Genomic DNA, 14,548 nt, shown 5'->3' on the forward strand with positions numbered 1-14,548 from the left:
CAGGGTCTGGTAGGCTCGGCGACGGGAGCGCGCAAGCGGAAGCGGCGGTCACGCCTTCTCCACGAAGGTGTCGATGACCTTCTTCTCGCCCGCCTTGTCGAAGGTCACGACCAGCTTGTTGCCCTCGACCGCGCGGACGTGGCCGTAGCCGAACTTCTGGTGGAAGACCCGGTCGCCGCGCGACCAGCCGGACGTCGCCTTGGGATCGGCGGTGGCGATCAGGCGGCCTTCGCCCTCGATCACCGCGCGGCGGGCGTAGGCGGGCTTGGGCGTCTGGGCGGCGGTGTAGGTCTGGGCGCGTTTCCAGCCGGGGCTGGAATAGCCGCCGCCGAAGGAGGGGGCGTCGTCCCAGCGGCTCTTGGCCTCCTTCATCCCGGTCGAGGCGCCGTAGTAGCCGGTGTCGGACTGAGGCTCGACGTGGGCGAGGGGCAGTTCATCGACGAAGCGGCTGGGCAGTTGCGAGGTCCAGCGGCCATAGACCATGCGGTTGGCGGCGAAGCTGATGCGCGCGTCCTGCTTGGCGCGGGTGACGCCGACGTAGGCCAGGCGGCGTTCCTCCTCCAGCCCCTTCACGCCCTTCTCGTCGATGCTGCGCTGGCTGGGGAAGACGCCTTCCTCCCAGCCCGGCAGGAAGACCAGAGGGAATTCCAGCCCCTTGGCGCCGTGCAGGGTCATGATCTGCACCGAGCCCGAGCCATCGGCGTTCTCGTCGCGGCGCTCCAGGTCCATGACCAGGGAGACATGCTCCAGATAGGCCTGCAGCGTCTCGAATTGCTGCATCGACTGGGTCAGTTCCTTCAGGTTGTCGAGCCGGGTTTGGCCGCTGGTGCGGTCGGCCTTCTGCATGGCGGTGTAGCCGCTCTCGTCCAGCAGGGTCTCCGTCACCTGCCAGTGCGGCGTGCCCATGGCCATCAGATCGCGCCAGCGGTCCAGATCGCGCACGAAGTTGGCCAGCGGCGTGCGGGTGCGGGCCTGAAGCTCGTCCGTGGTGATCAGGTGGCGCACCGCCCGCATGGCCGAGACGCCGTTCTCGCGCGCGATGTGCAGGATCCTCTGGACGCTGGTGTCGCCGATGCCGCGCTTGGGCGTGTTGACGATGCGCTCGAACGCCAGGTCGTCGTCCTCGGACTGGATCAGCCGCAAGTAAGCGTGGGCGTCGCGGATTTCCGCCCGCTCGAAGAAGCGCGGGCCGCCGATGACGACATAGGGAATGGCCAGCATCAGGAAGCGTTCTTCAAACGCCCGCATCTGGAAAGACGCGCGAACAAGGACGGCCATGTCCTTGTAATTCATGCCCTGCTTGCGCGCGGTTTCGATCTCGTCGGCGATCAGGCGGGCCTCGGCCTCGCCGTCCCAGACGCCGCGCACGCGCACCTTGTCGCCGCTGTCGTCCTCGGTCCACAGGGTCTTGCCCAGCCGGTCCTGATTGGCCGCAATCAGGGCCGAGGCGGCGCCGAGGATGTGCTTGGTCGAGCGGTAATTGCGCTCCAGCCGGATGACCTTGGCGCCGGGGAAATCGCGCTCGAAGCGCAGGATGTTGTCCACCTCGGCCCCGCGCCAGCCGTAGATCGACTGATCGTCGTCGCCGACGCAGCAAACGTTCCCGGTCGAGGAGGTCAGCAGCCGCAGCCACAGGTACTGGGCGACGTTGGTGTCCTGATATTCGTCCACCAGAATATAGCGGAACCGGCGACGATATTCTTCAGCCAGATCAGCATGTTTCGACAGAATGGTGATGTTGTGCAGCAGCAGGTCGCCGAAGTCGCAGGCGTTCAGCGTCGCCAGCCGCGCCTGATAGGCGGCGTACAGGGCGGGCCCCTTGCCGTTGGCGAAGTCCTCGCCCGGCGGCAGCTTGTCGGGCGTCCAGCCGCGGTTCTTCCAGTGGTCGATCATATGGGCCAGCGACTTGGGCGTGAACCGCTTGGTGTCGATGTTGGCGGCTTCCAGCAGCTGCTTCAGCAGTCGCTCCTGATCGTCGGTGTCCAGGATGGTGAAGCTGGATTTCAGCCCGACCAACTCCGCATGACGGCGCAGGATCTGCGCCGCGACCGAGTGGAAGGTGCCCAGCCAGCGCAGCCCCTCGGCCGAGGGACCCATCAAATGGCCGATCCGCTCGCGCATCTCGCGCGCGGCCTTGTTGGTGAAGGTGACGACCAGCAGCTCCCACGGCTTGGCCCGGCCGGTCGCCAGAATGTGCGCCAGACGGGTGGTCAGGACGCGCGTCTTGCCCGTGCCGGCGCCGGCGAGGACGAGGACCGGCCCCTCGGTCGTCTCCACCGCCTCGCGCTGTTCGGGGTTCAGGCCCGCCAGATAGTCGGCCGCCGCGCTCTGCGGAGCACTTTGCGGACTCTGGGCGCGGGCGAGGTCGGAGATGCGAGGAGCGGGCAGGTCGGTCACGGGCGGAACATACTCGGAAGACGGGGCGGTCCCGCCGGAATCTGAACCGAGAACATAACCAGCACAACGCGCAAAGTCAGTCCCCGTCCGCGCATCGGAGGCGGAACCCTCAACCGAGACTGTCGTTCTTCGAGATGAGAAATCGCAAGAAGGGAATGCTGCATGGCGGACAACTCCAGCGGTGGCTTTAACGCGGGCCTGGCCTTCATCGTCGGCGGGCTGGTCGTGGTGGTGGCCATTCTCGCCTGGTTCCTGCTCGGCCGGGGCGGAGCCCCCGACACCAAGAAGGTGGATGTCGACGTCAACCTGCCCGAAGTCTCCGCGCCGGCCGCGCCCGGCGGCGGTTGAGGGACGTTTCCATGACGGACCCGAACATCCCCCCCGAACGCGTCGTGCATCAGACGACGATCAACTCCGCCCCGACGCCGCGGAAGGGCGGGGGAACGGGGCTGGCCCTCATCGTCGGTGGCCTTCTGGTCGCCGTGGCGGTCATCGCGTGGTTCGTTTTCGCTGGAGGGCGCCCGCTGGCGCCGCAAACGCCGAACCTGAACGTTGACATTCACATGCCCACGCCGCGCCTGCCGGAGGTGCCTGACCGCCCCGCGCCGCAGGAACTGCCCAGGCCGACCGAGCCGCCGAGCGTGGCCGCTCCAGAACCCAAGAGTTGAGGTCGTGAAGGTCGCGCTCAAACGAGTCTATGAGCCGCCAGCCGCCGGTGACGGCACGCGCATCCTGGTCGACCGCCTGTGGCCGCGCGGCCTCACCAAGGAGAAGGCGCACGTCGATCTGTGGCTCAAGGAGGTCGCCCCCAGCACGGAGCTGCGCCGCTGGTTCGGTCACGACCCGGCGCGATGGGCGGAGTTCCAGCGCCGTTACCACGACGAACTAAAAGCCAATCCCGACGCCGTGGCCGAGTTGAAGGCGGCGATCGGCGCTCGTCCGGCGACCCTGGTCTATGGCGCCAGGGACGAAGAGCATAATGACGCCGTCGTCCTGGCTGACTGGCTGGCTACTTCAGCCGGTAGCTGATGGTCGTGACCACCCGCACCTTCTTGTTCGGCGAGCTGGCTTCATCGCCCGTGCCGTCGCGGGACAGGATTTCGAACGAGCCTTGGCCCGCCGTCTTGATGGGGCCCAGCGGGGCGCCGGAATCCTTGGCGAATTGTTCGGCGCCGCTGCGGGCGGCGGCGGTGGCCTCGGCGATCATGGCCGGGCGCACGTCGTTCAGCTTGGTGAAGATGTAGGACGGGCCGTTGAAGTCCTGCAGCACCACGCCCTGGCGCACCAGGTCGTTCAGGTTGCGGGTGGTGGTCTGGACCCGGTCCACGTCGTTGGTGCGGACGATGACGGTCTGGTTCAAGATGAAGCGCGGCCCGCCGGTCTGGCTGGCGTATTCGCGCGAGCGGGTGTCGGCCACGCCCAACTGGCCCAGGTCCACGGCGTCGTCGGGATAGCCCTGGGCCTTGAGGAACTGGCGCACGATGGCCAGGTCGCCGTCGATACGGGCCTGGACCTCTGACAGGACGTCGCCCGAGGCGGTGAAGCGGATCGGCAGGACGGCCAGGTCCGCCTTCACGTCCTTCTCGGCCAGGCCGCGCACGGTGACCGAGCGGTCGCCGGCGCGGGCGTTGACCACGCCCTGGCCGATCAGGGCGCCGCTCCCGATCAGGCCGACGGCCACCAGGCCGCCGAAGACGGCGGCGGGGATCAGGCGGTTGTTGTCGATGCGATCAGGGCTCATCGGGCGTCCTCTCTGCGAAGCTGCGGTCGCCGCCGGTCCATTGCAGGGCCAGGATGCGGCAGGCGGAGGCGAGGGGGCGGCGGCCCCGCCACTCGTCGATGCGGATCAGCAGACCCGAACGGCTCAGCGCCAGCTCGGCCGCGACGGCGTCCAGCACGGCCCAGAACTCGGGCTCCAGCGCCACGGAGGTGGCGTGGCCGGACAGCAGCACCGATCGTTTGACGAGACCGCTCAAGGCTCAGCGCGCGCCCACCATGACGATGTCGGCGCGGTTCGGCGCGCCGCGCGTGATGACCGAATGGTGCGTGTCGGTGGTGAAGCGCAGTCGCATCGGCGTCTCCTGTGGAATGTGAGCTTAGCAGAACGCATCGGCGTCACATATGGCTGCAACAGTTGAGAGACATCGGGCACGCAGCGGTGCTATCGGAAGTTCCCGTTTCGTTTCGACCGAGTCGCCTGCGTGTCCCAGTCTGCTTCGCGCCTGTCGTCGCCCGCCATGCTCGCCTTCGGCGGGGTCGGGATCTGCGCCCTGATCTGGGGCACGACCTGGTATGCCATCACCTTTCAGCTCGGCGCCGTCGATCCGGTGGTGTCGGTGGTGCTGCGGTTCGGCATCGCCTCGGCCCTGCTGGCCCTGATCGTCAAGGCGACGGGCGGACGGCTGGCCCTGACGCGCAGCCAACATCTGGCGGCCTTCGGCCAGGGATTGTTCTCCTTCGCCATCAGCTACGCCTTCGTCTACGCCTCGGAAGAGAAGATCGCCTCGGCGGTGGTGGCGGTGATCTTCGCCGCCCTGGCCTTCCTGAACCTGATCCTGTTCCGCGTCGCCTCGGGCCAGAAGGCGGCGTCTGCCGCCTGGCTGGGGGCGGGCCTGGGCGTGGCGGGCGTCGGGGTTCTTTCGGCGGGCGAAGTCATGGGCGCGGGGCTGGGCGCTCACGCCGTAGCGGGCGTCAGCTTCGCCGTGATCGCCGTCGTCGCCTCGGCCTTCGGCAACTGGTTCGCCTGGCGGGGCCAGCAGGCGGGCTCGCAGGTGCTGCCGTCGACTGCATGGGCGATGGCGTATGGCACGGGGACGCTGGCGCTGTACGCCCTGGTCACGGGGGTGTCCTGGTCGGTGGCGTGGAGCCCGGCCTATGTCATCTCCCTGCTGTATCTGGCGGTGTTCGGCTCGGTGATCGCCTTCGGCCTGTACTTCACCATCGCCCGCGCGAGGGGATACGCCCTGGCCAGCTACATCTCGGCCCTGACGCCGCCGATCGCCATGCTGGTGTCGGTGATGTTCGAGGGCGCGCGCTTCGGCGTCCTGGCCTTCGTCGGCCTGGCCCTGGTGCTGGCGGGGCAGCTGTTCCTGATCCGCGCGCCCAAGCGCTCGGCGGCCTGAACCCCCAGCGTCATCCCGGAAGCCCGTAGGGCTATCCGGGACCGCATCAAGCGGCGGCGTCCGCGGCGGTCCCGGCTCTCCGCTACGCTGCGGCCGGGATGACGGGGAAGTCAGCTATTCCTGCTCGTCCAGCTTGTGGCCCTCCAGGCGGGCGGCGTCGCGGTCGCGCTCCGTCCGCGTCGTCAGGCGCTCCGCCTTGGTGCGGCCGAAGGTCAGGCGGTTGGCCTCGGCCGTGCGTTTGGCCGCCGCCTTGTCGCGAGCCTTGCGCGCCCTGTTCAGGTTGACGATCTCGCCCATCAGACGTGCCCATCCGGGCTGTCCTTGGCCCAGGCGCGTTTCAGCGCCGGGCGGGCGCCAATGCGCTGGACGTAGGCGTCATAGGGCTCGCCCGCGGGCATGGCGCCGCGGAACCACTGCAGCAGGCTGCCGAGCAGGATGTCGAGCGCCGAGAACTCGTCCAGGATGTAGCCGCCGTCCTGGATGGCGGCGCGCCAGCGCCGGTCCAACTCGCCATAGGCGGCTTTCTGGACGTCGTTCCAGCCGGCTGGCGGACCGGACGTCAGCACCGTCTCCAGCACGTTGTTGTAGAGGCCCAGCCACGACAGATACTCGGCCCGGCGCGGATCGTTCGGTCCCGGCGCCATCTTCGCCTCGGGATGACGGTCGGTCAGGAACAGGAAGATCAGCACCGACTCGATCAGCACCTGGCCGTCGACCTCGACCGCGGGAACCTGCTTCAGCGGATGGGGGTTGGCAGGATCGACGCGGCCCTGGCCGTCACGGCGCTGGATGTCGACATAGTGGACGCGATAATCCGCGCCCAGTTCCTCCAACAGCCACAGTAAGCGGGTCGAGCGCGACTGCGGCGCGTGGTGGACGATCAGCGACATTGTGAACTCCCTGGCCAGCCTTTGCGGTGAACCCTCGGGCGGCGAGGCCGTTCCGACGCAGTCCCACACATTAACGGAGAGCGCCAATGATAAACGCCTCGATGATCAAGGAACATCAGGAAGTCGTCGGTTCCGACGGCGGCCATGTCGGACGTGTGGATCACGTCATGGGCGACCAGATCGAACTGGCCAAGATGGATTTGGGCGCCGGTCTTAAGCATCACATGATCCCGGTCAGCTGGGTCGACCGCGTGGACGACCACGTCCATCTCAGCATGACCAAGGACGAAGCCAAGGCGCGCTGGGTCGTGAAGCACTAGGCGCGGCGTTAACGCGAATTCACCCGGGCCCCGCTGACATCGGCGGGGCCTTTCGCCATATCAGGGACGTCGCGCCGTCGCGCGCCATGGGGAGACGACCTTGATCCGACTAATCCTGAACCTGCTGTGGTTTGTCCTGGGCGGGTTCGCCTCGGGTTTCGCCTGGTTGCTGGGCGGCCTGATTCTGGCCCTGACGGTCGTCGGCCTGCCGTGGGCCTTTTCGGCCTGGCGGATCGCCAGCTATTCCTTCTGGCCGTTCGGACGCGAGATCGTCTGGCGCGATCCGAACCCGGCCGACCTGGGGCAGGGATGTCTGGGCCTGGGGCTGAACGTGATCTGGCTGGCGCTGGCGGGCTGGTACATCGCCCTGGCGCACATCCTGATCGCCGTGCCGCAGTTCGTCAGCCTGATCGGCATTCCGTTCGCGCTGAAGAACGTCGAACTGGCCAAGCTGTCGTTGGCGCCGGTGGGCCGGACCATCCGCGACAAGCGCTGAGCATGAAAAACGCCGGTCGGGGCGAACCCGGCCGGCGTCTTCCTCTTTGACGATGAGCGCCAGCTTACTGCGGCGCGATCATCTTCTCGGGACGGACGTATTCGTCGAACTCGGCGTCCGTCAGATAGCCGCCGCCGACGGCTTCCTGACGCAGGGTGGTGCCGTTCTTGTGCGCCGTCTTGGCGATCTTGGCGCAGGTGTCGTAGCCCAGCTTGGCGTTCAGGGCGGTGACCAGCATCAGGCTGTTTTCCAGGCCATCCTTGATGTTGTCCTCGCGCGGCTCGATGCCGACGACGCAGTTGTCAGTGAAGCTGATGGCCGCGTCGGCGACCAGGCGCACCGACTGCAGGAAGTTGTAGGCCATCACCGGGTTGTAGACGTTCAGCTCGAAGTGGCCCTGCGAACCGGCGAAGGAGATGGCGGCGTTGTTGCCGAACACCTGGGCGCAGACCTGGGTCAGGGCTTCGCTCTGGGTGGGGTTGACCTTGCCCGGCATGATGGACGAGCCCGGCTCGTTCTCCGGCAGCGACAGCTCGCCCAGGCCGGCGCGCGGGCCCGAGCCCAGGAAACGGATGTCATTGGCGATCTTGAACAGCGAAGCGGCGACCGTGTTGATGGCGCCGTGAGTGAAGACCATCGCGTCGTGGGCGGCCAGGGCCTCGAACTTGTTCGGCGCCGTGGTGAAGGGCAGGCCGGTGATCTTGCCGATGTTCTCGGCGACCTTTTCAGCAAAGCCCACGGGTGCGTTCAGGCCGGTGCCGACGGCGGTGCCGCCCTGGGCCAGCTCCATCAGGCGCGGCAGGGTCAGCTCAATGCGCTCGATGCCCATGGCGACCTGGTGGGCGTAGCCGCCGAACTCCTGGCCCAGCGTCAGGGGCGTGGCGTCCTGGGTGTGGGTGCGGCCGATCTTGATGATGTGGGCCCAGGCCTTGGCCTTGGCGTCCAGCGCAGCGTGCAGGTGCTTCAGCGCGGGCAGCAGGTCGTTGACCACCTGCTCGGCGCAGGCGACGTGCATGGCCGTCGGATAGGTGTCGTTCGACGACTGGCTCATGTTGACGTGGTCGTTGGGGTGGACCGGCTTCTTGGAGCCCATCTCGCCGCCCAGCATCTCGATGGCGCGGTTCGAGATCACCTCATTGGCGTTCATGTTCGACTGGGTGCCCGAACCCGTCTGCCAGACGACCAGCGGGAAGTGGTCGTTCAGCTTGCCTTCGATCACTTCATTGGCGGCGGCGATGATGGCGTCGGCCAGTTTGGCGTCCAGCTTGCCCAGATCGCGGTTGGTCTCGGCGGCGGCGCGCTTGACGACGCCGAGCGCACGCACGATCGGCAGCGGCATCTTCTCCCAGCCGATCTTGAAGTTGCCGAGCGAGCGCTGGGCTTGCGCGCCCCAATAGCGATCAGCGGCGACCTCGATGGGGCCGAAGGTGTCGGTTTCGATACGAACGTTGCTCATGTGCGCGGGACTCGTCTCTCAGGCGTGGCGGGAAGATGCCGGGCGGTGTAGCACGCAGGCGCGGCGGAGCAAGGCGAGCCGCTGATCACGAAAGGCGGACGGCGCGTGCACGGCTGGATCGGAACCGGAAAGGTCAGGGCGCGGGAGCAGGGCGAGGCGGTCGAGATCACCATCGACGGCCTGACCACCCAGGCCAAATACTACAAGCCGCTGGTCTATGAGTTTATGCGCAAGGAGTGGGCGTCACGTCCATCGTGGGGCGACCATGTCGTCGAGATCGTGATGGAGCACGTCGGCGATCCGCCGTGGATGGACCTGGACAATCTGGCCAAGGCCCTGCTGGACGCCATCAAGGGCTATCTGTTCCACGACGACAGCCAGGTCGCGCGCCTGCTGGTCGAACGCCGCGAGGGCGAGCGCGAGCGGATCACCATCCGGGTGTTTCCCAGGGGGTGAGCGAACGTAAGTCGCCTGCGCGAGAGGGGTGCGGTTGGGAACCAGAACGCCGTTCGCGCAATATTGACTCCTTCATGGCGGACGTGACGCGCCAATCTCCAGAGGGAGTCGATGATGAAAAGGGTAGTCCTGTTCACTTTGGCCGGTCTTCTCGCCATGACGACGCCGGCCTTGGCTCAGAGCGCCTACGATGGCGTGTGGAAGATAGATCTCTCATCGGCCCAGTTGCCGGACAAGCCGCAGGTCTGGTCGCTGGAGGACGGCATATATAGCTGCAGTTCATGCGTGCCCGCCTACGCCATTCCAGCTGATGGTCAGTTCCACAAGGTCGAGGGCTATTCCTATTGGGATGAGATGTCCCTGCGGATTGTGGATGACCGCACCATAGACGATGCTCAGAGGCTGAAGGGCAGGCAGGTGAACGCGACGCGTAGCCAGGTTTCAGCCGACGGCAACACGCTGAAGGTCACATGGACCGACATGAGCACCCCCAACGGCATGGCCAGCACCGGTGAGGCCGCCATGAGCCGGGTAGCCCCCGGTGCGGCGGGCGCTCATGCGATTTCCGGGTCGTGGAAAAGCGAGGCCGTGGCCAGCATTTCGGAAAACAGCCTTATCGCGACGATGCGTCTAGCGGACGGTGTTTTCAGTTTTGAATCCGGCGACGGCTACAGCTTCGAAGCGACCCTGGGCGGGCCGGCTGTTCCTGTGATCGGCGATCTGGCGGGCGCCACGGCGAGCGTTCGCCAACTGGCCGATGGGAGTCTTGAAGAAATCGACTACATCAACGGCGAGCCGACATCGAAAATCATCCTCACGCCGGCGGCCGACGGTTCGATTCTGCTCAGGTCCGAGAGTCTGAAGCTTGGCACGACCGTCAGCTATAAACTGATCAGAAACTAGCCTGCAGGAAAAAGGCCCCGCCTGATGCAGCAGGCGGGGCCTTGGTCTTGACGTGGCGCCGTGCGCCCGACGCAGGCTGCGGCCTATTTCTTCCGGAACTGGTCCAGCGAGACGACCTTGGGCCCATCGTCGCCCGCGGGCGGGGGCGGGGCGGCGTCGGGGTCGCGCGCGGGCGGCGAGAGCGGAGCGACCTCCGCCTCGACGATTTCGGGCTCGTCGAATTGCAGCAGGAACTGCACGCTGGGGTCGTAGAAGCGGACCACGGCGCTGTAGGGGACGGTCAGAACCTTGGGCGCGCCGCCGAACTTCAGCATGACCGAGAAGAGGTCATGCTCGACCGCCAGGTCCCAATACTGGTGCTGCAGCACCACGGTCATCTCGTCCGGATATTTGGCGATGATGTCGGGCGGCACGCTGACGCCGGGGGCGCGGGTCTTGAAGGTGATGTAGAAATGGTGCGCGCCGGGAATGCCCTCGGGCTCGGCCGCGCGCTCCAGCGCCAGGCGGATCACGCCGCGCAGGGCGTCCTGGGCGAGTTGCTCGTAGTGCATCTCGTCGACAGGGGGAGTTTGATCCGTCATCGGCGCCTCTGAAAAGGGGAACGCGCGACTGTTACCCGTCCAAGGCGAGCGACGGAAGACGCGACACGCCCTGTGCGATCGAAAATCATGGATTTGAGAAGAAGCGCCGGGATTTTGTCGCCAGGCTCCCAACGCGGCCTGAAGTGAGGGGCTTCTGTTGCCAGGCGCCCCCCGGGCCCCGCCTGAGGATCTGAACCCCCAGGACTTAAGTGTTCGAAATCAACCGAACCGCATTACGCGGCGAGGCGGACTTCTCCAGCGAAGTTATCGTTCGCAGTTAGATAAAGGCCCGATACGGTGGGCCAGGACGAGCGAAAGCAATCCTCTTTACACGTCCGTCGATGCTAGTCGGCCCCATGCTGCCTCCGCCGATAACGCGGGGAAGAAGTTGGTGGAGCCGCCGGGAATCGCACCCGGGTCCGGTCCGCTTATTACAGGCGCGTTTATCGCCATAGCCCGGGCGAACCCGAGCAGGATCAATATAGGGTGCGCCGCGCCGCCTTCCAAGGGTCTTGGCGAGGCCGACCTGTTTCAGGCGAAACCGGGGTGTCGCGGCCAGTCCTTTTGCTGGTTGCGGAACCAGGTCAGCTGGCGCTTGGCGTAGTTGCGGGTCGACTGCTTCACCGCCGCGACGGCGGCGTCCAGGGGCAGGTCGCCCGCCAGATGGGCCGCCAGTTCGCGGACGCCCACCGCCTTCATCGCCGGAAGGTCGGGATCGAGGCCGCGCGCCGTCAGGGCGCGGACTTCCTCCAGCGCGCCCTGCGCCATCATCAGGTCCACCCGCGCGTCGCAGGAGGCGTAGAGCCGGTCGCGCGGCGGTTCGACCACCAGGGCGTCATAGCTTCCCGGCGCCAGCAACGGCCGAGTGTCGGCCTTCCAGGCGCTGAGGGGGCGGCCGCTGGCGCGGTGCACGCTGAGGGCGCGGACCAGACGCTGGCGATCGCCGGGGAAGACGGCGGCTTCGGCGGCCGGGTCGACCTCGGCCAGTCGGCGGCGGAAGGCGGCCTCGCCCTCGGCGTCGAACTCGGCCTGCACGGCGTCGCGGACCTCGACCGGCACGGGCGGGATGTCGGCCAGACCCTTGGTCAGGGCGTTGAAATAGAGGCCCGTGCCGCCGACCAGCCAGGCGGGGCGCCCTTCGGCCTCCAGTTCGGCGAGCAGATCCATGACGGCTCGGCTCCAGCGGCCGACGGACCAGGCGTCGGCGGCGTCGGCGACGCCGTAGAGGCGGTGCGGGATTTCGGCTTCGTCCTCGGCGGCCGGCCGGGCGCTGAGCACGCGCAGGTCGGCGTAGAGCTGCTGGCTGTCGGCGTTGACGATGACGGCCCCCGTCGCGCGTGCGACTTCCATCGCCAGGCGCGACTTGCCCGAGGCGGTAGGGCCGGCGATCAGGGTGACGAGGGGCTGAGGCAAAGGATCAACTCGCGAACGGACGCATACGGCGATAGAACGCACCCTGCCGGCCCGGCAAGTCCGACGGGCCTTTAAGGAGTCTCCCCCGTGACCGACCGCGCCGCCGTTCTCGCCGCCCTCGACGCCGTGACCGACCCGAAGTCGGGCCAGGGCCTGGCGGCGGCCGGGCTGGTCCAGGGCCTGGTGGTGGCCGACGGGCGCGCGGGCTTCGTGATTGAGGTCCCGGCCAACGAGACCGCCCTCTACGCCCCGGTGCGCGACGCGGCCGAGGCCGCGCTGAAGGCCCTGCCGGGCATGGAGCGGGTGTCGGTCGTCCTGACGGCCGAGGCCGTGGCGACGCCGCCGCGCCGCACCGCCGGCCTGTCGAAGGCCGCGACCGACCAGGGCCGGCCCAAGGCGCCGGTCCCGACCGAGCGCCCCGCCCATGTGAAGCGTGTCCTGGCCGTGGCCAGCGGCAAGGGCGGGGTCGGCAAGTCCACGGTCTCGGTCAACCTGGCGGCGGCGCTGGCGGCGCGCGGCCTGTCGGTCGGAGTGCTGGACGCCGACGTTTACGGCCCGTCGCTGCCGACCATGCTGGGCCTGTCGGGCCAGCCCGCCTATGAGGACGGGGCGATCGTTCCTCATGTCGCCCATGGTCTGAAGGCCATGTCGGTCGGCCTGCTGACCAAGGCCGAGGACGCCATGATCTGGCGCGGGCCGATGGCGTCCCAGGCCATCACCCAGATGCTGACCCAGACGCGCTGGGGCACGGAAGCGCAGCCGCTGGACGTGCTGGTGGTCGACCTGCCGCCCGGCACGGGCGACGTGCAACTGACCCTGATCCAGAAGACGCCGCTGGACGGCGCCGTCATCGTCTCGACCCCGCAGGAGGTGGCCCTGGCCGACGCGCGCCGGGCGCACACCCTGTTCGACAAGGTCGGCGTGCCGACCCTGGGCCTGGTCGAGAACATGAGCGGCGAGGTGTTCGGGACCGGCGGCGCCGAGGCCGAGGCGGCGCGCCTGGGCGTTCCCTATCTCGGCGATCTGCCGCTGGACGGGGCGCTGCGCCGGGCGGGCGACGCCGGCAGGCCCCTGGTCGCGGCCGAGCCTGAAGGCGACGTTGCCCGCCGCTTCGACGCCGTGGCGCACCGGGTGGCCGTGGCCCTGGGGTTGGAGGGAGAGAACGCATGACCGAAACGAACCCGTTCGTCCTCGTCTGCGGCGTCGACGGCAGCGGCCACGCGGCGGCGGCCGTCCGCGTCGCGGCGGAACTGGCCCGCGCGCGCGGCGCGCGTCTGGCCCTGGTCGCCGTCAATCCGCTTAGCCCCGGGGGCGGTCATCCCGACATTCGCGGCTGGACCGATGCGGAGCAGGGCGCCCTGCTGCAGGCGGCCGCGCATGAGGCCCGGCGCCTGGGGGCCGAGGTTCAGTGCGTGGCGACGCAAGGGCGCGATCCGGCCGACGCCCTGATCGCGGCGGCGGGCGAACTGGGCGCCGACCACATCGTCGTCGGCACGGGTGACCGCAAGGGCCTGGGCGAGTGGCTGATGGGCTCGGTGGCCCAGGCTGTGGCGGCCCGCGCCCCGGTCAGCGTGACGATAGCTCGCTAGGTCAGGCGGGTTCGACCACCACGGCCGTGCCGTAGGCCAGCACTTCTGTGACGCCGGGCATGATCTCATTGGCGTCGTAGCGCATGGCCAGGATGGCGTTGGCGCCCAGTTCCTGCGCATGAACGATCAGGTCGTCATAGGCTTCCTGACGCGCGGCCTCGGCCAGTTTGACGTAGGCGCCGACCCGGCCGCCGATCATCGACTGTACGCCGCCGATGGCGTCCGACACCAGATTGCGCGATCGCACGGTGATGCCGCGCACCACGCCCAGGCAGCGCACGACGCGATGACCGGGCAGGTCGTTGGTGGTGGCGACGATCATGCGGCTCTCCTGAAATGTCAGCGGCGGTCCCAAACGGTGAAGGCGAAGGCGTGGTCGTCCTTCTCGCCCGGCTCATGCGGCTCGAACGCGGTCTGGACGAAGGCGGTTTCGTCGAAGGGCGGGAAGACGGCGTCGCCCTCCGGCTCGGCCTCGACCTCGGTGATGTAGAGTCGTTTGGCGCGCGGCAGGGCGGCGGCGAAGACGGCCGTGCCGCCGATGACGCAGACCTCGTCCACCCCGTCCTCGGCCGCCTGTTCGCGAGCGATGGACAGGGCCTCGTCCAGGGTCGAACAGACCACGGCGCCCTTGGCCAGGCCCGCCTCGGCGTAGGATTCGTCCTTGGTCAGGACGATGTTCAGGCGTCCGGGCAGGGGGCGCAGCGGCAGGCTTTCCCAGGTCTTGCGGCCCATGATGCAGGGCTTGCCCATGGTCACGGCCTTGAACCGCTGCAGATCCGAGCGCAGCCGCCACGGCAGGTCGCCGTCCCGTCCGATGACGCCGTTGCGGGCGCGGGCGACGACGAGGGCGACGTGAGGCAGGGCCAAGGCGGTTCTCCGGTCGAATCGGGAGCCGCGCGGCGCCGCTCCCGTCCGCAGGAGTTAG

General features: G+C 68.1%; 21 protein-coding genes and 1 other RNA gene. 10 read left to right on the forward strand and 12 right to left on the reverse strand.

Features of this window, described 5'->3' with window-relative positions; translation table 11 throughout:
* Positions 1 to 48: 48 nt before the first annotated feature.
* Positions 49 to 2,397 (reverse strand): ATP-dependent helicase, encoded by a 2,349-nt coding sequence (locus D8I30_RS11175; RefSeq protein ID WP_121482815.1) that lies wholly within the window; start codon positions 2,395 to 2,397, stop codon positions 49 to 51.
* A 162-nt stretch (positions 2,398 to 2,559) separates the two neighbouring features.
* On the opposite strand from D8I30_RS11175, the gene D8I30_RS11180 reads away from it, so the two are divergent.
* Genes D8I30_RS11180 through D8I30_RS11190 form a run of 3 tightly spaced genes read left to right on the forward strand, consistent with a single transcriptional unit; the run spans position 2,560 to position 3,426 of the window.
* On the forward strand, positions 2,560 to 2,745 hold the full coding sequence (locus D8I30_RS11180) for a hypothetical protein (protein WP_121482816.1): 186 nt from the start codon (positions 2,560 to 2,562) through the stop codon (positions 2,743 to 2,745).
* An 11-nt stretch (positions 2,746 to 2,756) separates the two neighbouring features.
* Positions 2,757 to 3,065, forward strand: a complete 309-nt coding sequence (locus tag D8I30_RS11185; RefSeq protein ID WP_240387223.1) for a hypothetical protein — start codon at positions 2,757 to 2,759, stop codon at positions 3,063 to 3,065.
* Between the two features lie 4 nt (positions 3,066 to 3,069).
* The gene (locus tag D8I30_RS11190; protein ID WP_121482817.1) at positions 3,070 to 3,426 is read left to right on the forward strand and encodes a DUF488 domain-containing protein; all 357 of its coding nucleotides are present in this window, start codon (positions 3,070 to 3,072) and stop codon (positions 3,424 to 3,426) included.
* Here D8I30_RS11190 and D8I30_RS11195 read toward each other — a convergent pair.
* Genes D8I30_RS11195 through D8I30_RS14825 form a run of 3 tightly spaced genes read right to left on the reverse strand, consistent with a single transcriptional unit; the run spans position 3,407 to position 4,469 of the window.
* The gene (locus D8I30_RS11195) at positions 3,407 to 4,138 is read right to left on the reverse strand and encodes an SIMPL domain-containing protein (protein WP_121482818.1); all 732 of its coding nucleotides are present in this window, start codon (positions 4,136 to 4,138) and stop codon (positions 3,407 to 3,409) included. The two genes, D8I30_RS11190 and D8I30_RS11195, sit on opposite strands and share 20 nt — an antisense overlap.
* Positions 4,128 to 4,373, reverse strand: coding sequence for a ribbon-helix-helix domain-containing protein (locus D8I30_RS11200; protein WP_162938887.1), 246 nt, complete (start codon positions 4,371 to 4,373; stop codon positions 4,128 to 4,130). Before D8I30_RS11200 ends, D8I30_RS11195 begins: the two co-directional genes overlap by 11 nt.
* A 3-nt stretch (positions 4,374 to 4,376) precedes the next feature.
* Positions 4,377 to 4,469, reverse strand: a complete 93-nt coding sequence (locus tag D8I30_RS14825) for a YbaY family lipoprotein (protein ID WP_240387224.1) — start codon at positions 4,467 to 4,469, stop codon at positions 4,377 to 4,379.
* 129 nt (positions 4,470 to 4,598) lie between these two features.
* On the opposite strand from D8I30_RS14825, the gene D8I30_RS11205 reads away from it, so the two are divergent.
* Positions 4,599 to 5,519: a DMT family transporter gene (locus D8I30_RS11205; RefSeq protein ID WP_240387225.1), complete on the forward strand. Its 921-nt coding sequence runs from the start codon at positions 4,599 to 4,601 to the stop codon at positions 5,517 to 5,519.
* A 114-nt stretch (positions 5,520 to 5,633) separates the two neighbouring features.
* Here the strand turns inward: D8I30_RS11205 and D8I30_RS11210 are convergent, their stop codons facing one another.
* Both D8I30_RS11210 and D8I30_RS11215 read right to left on the reverse strand, forming a co-directional pair.
* Positions 5,634 to 5,816, reverse strand: a complete 183-nt coding sequence (locus D8I30_RS11210) for a DUF4169 family protein (protein WP_121482821.1) — start codon at positions 5,814 to 5,816, stop codon at positions 5,634 to 5,636.
* Positions 5,816 to 6,409 (reverse strand): glutathione S-transferase family protein, encoded by a 594-nt coding sequence (locus D8I30_RS11215; RefSeq protein WP_121482822.1) that lies wholly within the window; start codon positions 6,407 to 6,409, stop codon positions 5,816 to 5,818. The genes D8I30_RS11210 and D8I30_RS11215 overlap by 1 nt, the downstream gene beginning before the upstream one ends.
* Before the next feature lie 86 nt (positions 6,410 to 6,495).
* Here D8I30_RS11215 and D8I30_RS11220 point away from each other — a divergent pair, with 86 nt between their 5' ends.
* Together D8I30_RS11220 and D8I30_RS11225 are read left to right on the forward strand one after the other, a co-directional pair.
* Positions 6,496 to 6,729 (forward strand): DUF2171 domain-containing protein, encoded by a 234-nt coding sequence (locus D8I30_RS11220; RefSeq protein WP_121482823.1) that lies wholly within the window; start codon positions 6,496 to 6,498, stop codon positions 6,727 to 6,729.
* A gap of 100 nt (positions 6,730 to 6,829) precedes the next feature.
* Positions 6,830 to 7,225, forward strand: a complete 396-nt coding sequence (locus D8I30_RS11225; protein ID WP_121482824.1) for a YccF domain-containing protein — start codon at positions 6,830 to 6,832, stop codon at positions 7,223 to 7,225.
* Between the two features lie 64 nt (positions 7,226 to 7,289).
* On the opposite strand, the gene fumC is transcribed toward D8I30_RS11225, so the two are convergent.
* Complete coding sequence (fumC, locus tag D8I30_RS11230) at positions 7,290 to 8,681, reverse strand: class II fumarate hydratase (protein ID WP_121482825.1); 1,392 nt, start codon at positions 8,679 to 8,681, stop codon at positions 7,290 to 7,292.
* Positions 8,682 to 8,786: 105 nt separating this feature from the next.
* Between fumC and D8I30_RS11235 the strand changes: the two genes are divergently transcribed.
* Both D8I30_RS11235 and D8I30_RS11240 read left to right on the forward strand, forming a co-directional pair.
* Positions 8,787 to 9,137 carry a RusA family crossover junction endodeoxyribonuclease gene (locus D8I30_RS11235; protein ID WP_121482826.1) on the forward strand — a complete coding sequence of 117 codons (351 nt, stop codon included), beginning with the start codon at positions 8,787 to 8,789 and terminating at the stop codon, positions 9,135 to 9,137.
* A 114-nt stretch (positions 9,138 to 9,251) separates the two neighbouring features.
* A complete protein-coding gene (locus D8I30_RS11240; RefSeq protein WP_162938888.1) occupies positions 9,252 to 10,040 on the forward strand; it encodes a hypothetical protein in 789 nt (262 codons plus the stop codon).
* An 83-nt stretch (positions 10,041 to 10,123) separates the two neighbouring features.
* Here D8I30_RS11240 and D8I30_RS11245 read toward each other — a convergent pair whose 3' ends face one another.
* From D8I30_RS11245 to miaA, 3 genes are all read right to left on the reverse strand, one after another.
* Entirely contained in the window at positions 10,124 to 10,621 is a 498-nt protein-coding gene (locus D8I30_RS11245) for an SspB family protein (RefSeq protein ID WP_121482828.1), read from the reverse strand.
* Positions 10,622 to 10,763: 142 nt separating this feature from the next.
* Positions 10,764 to 11,132, reverse strand: a transfer-messenger RNA (tmRNA) gene (ssrA, locus tag D8I30_RS11250).
* Between the two features lie 20 nt (positions 11,133 to 11,152).
* The gene (gene miaA, locus D8I30_RS11255; RefSeq protein WP_121482829.1) at positions 11,153 to 12,034 is read right to left on the reverse strand and encodes a tRNA (adenosine(37)-N6)-dimethylallyltransferase MiaA; all 882 of its coding nucleotides are present in this window, start codon (positions 12,032 to 12,034) and stop codon (positions 11,153 to 11,155) included.
* Positions 12,035 to 12,121: 87 nt separating this feature from the next.
* Between miaA and D8I30_RS11260 the strand changes: the two genes are divergently transcribed.
* Together D8I30_RS11260 and D8I30_RS11265 are read left to right on the forward strand one after the other, a co-directional pair.
* Entirely contained in the window at positions 12,122 to 13,204 is a 1,083-nt protein-coding gene (locus D8I30_RS11260) for an Mrp/NBP35 family ATP-binding protein (protein WP_121482830.1), read from the forward strand.
* Complete coding sequence (locus D8I30_RS11265) at positions 13,201 to 13,623, forward strand: universal stress protein (protein WP_121482831.1); 423 nt, start codon at positions 13,201 to 13,203, stop codon at positions 13,621 to 13,623. The genes D8I30_RS11260 and D8I30_RS11265 overlap by 4 nt, the downstream gene beginning before the upstream one ends.
* Before the next feature lies 1 nt (position 13,624).
* On the opposite strand, the gene D8I30_RS11270 is transcribed toward D8I30_RS11265, so the two are convergent.
* Together D8I30_RS11270 and D8I30_RS11275 are read right to left on the reverse strand one after the other, a co-directional pair.
* The gene (locus tag D8I30_RS11270) at positions 13,625 to 13,945 is read right to left on the reverse strand and encodes a YbjQ family protein (protein ID WP_121482832.1); all 321 of its coding nucleotides are present in this window, start codon (positions 13,943 to 13,945) and stop codon (positions 13,625 to 13,627) included.
* A 17-nt stretch (positions 13,946 to 13,962) separates the two neighbouring features.
* Complete coding sequence (locus D8I30_RS11275) at positions 13,963 to 14,490, reverse strand: dihydrofolate reductase (protein ID WP_121482833.1); 528 nt, start codon at positions 14,488 to 14,490, stop codon at positions 13,963 to 13,965.
* Positions 14,491 to 14,548 lie beyond the last annotated feature (58 nt).

Source organism: Brevundimonas naejangsanensis (assembly GCF_003627995.1).
Taxonomy (GTDB): domain Bacteria; phylum Pseudomonadota; class Alphaproteobacteria; order Caulobacterales; family Caulobacteraceae; genus Brevundimonas; species Brevundimonas naejangsanensis_B.